The organism is Vibrio sp. 704 (assembly GCF_033339295.1).
In genome coordinates, this window is record NZ_JAWOUH010000107.1 from 1 (window position 1) to 1,106 (window position 1,106).

Below are 1,106 nucleotides of genomic sequence, written 5' to 3' on the forward strand. Positions count from 1 at the left end.
TTTCATCTAAGAACTCTGCCATTATTTTCTTCTCTGCGCTCAGTCGATCTCTTTGACCTAACTTACTCTGTGTCTGTTGGTTTTGTCGACGGTGTGCGTGATTGACTATTCTTATTTGCTTTTGTAACGCCACTTCCTTGTTCTCTGTTTGCTGCTTGATAGCGTAGATCTCGTTTTCTTTCTTGTTGAGTCGTTTCGCTTCTTTGGCGTGTTTGTTTACGATATCCTTCTCAACTTGACCTTGGTATTCTCGTTTTATGTTTTCGATCTCTTTCGTTTTTTTAGCTAATTCTTTCTTAGCTTTGAGTAACGACTCATCTGCGAATGTGCGAATGCCGTTGTAAATTAAACCTAAAATGAACGCTGTCATGAGGCTAAACAAGAATATGTAAACCCATGATTGCCATTGGTACCAGAGCGTTTTTGCGCCTTGTGCTAGTAAAATAGGACCATTTGAGTTGGATAAGTCTACTAACCAAATCGTGCTATCGGGAGTTAGAAAATCAAGAAATGGTGCTGCAAAAAGCAATACCAATCCCACAACAATTACCGTCAAAAATCCCCAAATCATCGTAGGTATACCTCTGTAATATCGGGGCGGAAATGCCCTAGCTCTTGAGAAATAATCGTCATGACATCGATACGCTCAAAGTGGTTAGCCAGTTGTTCGTAGCGGTTTTGTGCGTAGCTATGGCGTAAGCCGTGTGCTCCGTTGGAGTACCCAAGAGCGCGAGAACTCGCTTTGCTGAACGCATCAGAAAACTTGTGTCCTCCTGCTATGTTGTAATGCGATTCGTAATTCACGCCCCTGTCAGAGAGTTGCTGTGGTGTATCGAGTCTGCGTTCTTCTAACTTTTCTGCCAAATGGTTGGGGATTTGAACTTCACGAATGAGACCGCCTTTCCCTTGAACCGTGTAGGTTTTTGAGTCATTGGGGAGTTGGGAAAATTTATCTTGGTGTACGTCCCGTGGACTCGGATTTACTTCGCCAGAAGGTCGTAGTGTGTACAGTTCGTGAGCGCGTAGACCCGCTTCATGACAAAGTTGTGTTGAGAGTGCATGTTGCTCGGTTTGGTGCTGAATGATCGCATTGACCTGTTCTGGCG

At 44.0% G+C, this 1,106-nt stretch carries 2 protein-coding genes; both read right to left on the reverse strand.

The genetic code is table 11. From position 1 onward, the window contains the following. Positions 1-571: hypothetical protein (locus R7R24_RS24770; protein ID WP_318119741.1), on the reverse strand; the 571-nt coding region annotated here is incomplete at its 3' end. Continuing rightward, positions 568-1,106 (reverse strand): tyrosine-type recombinase/integrase (locus R7R24_RS24775; protein WP_318119742.1); only part of this gene is annotated, 539 nt, incomplete at its 5' end. The genes R7R24_RS24775 and R7R24_RS24770, both read right to left, overlap by 4 nt.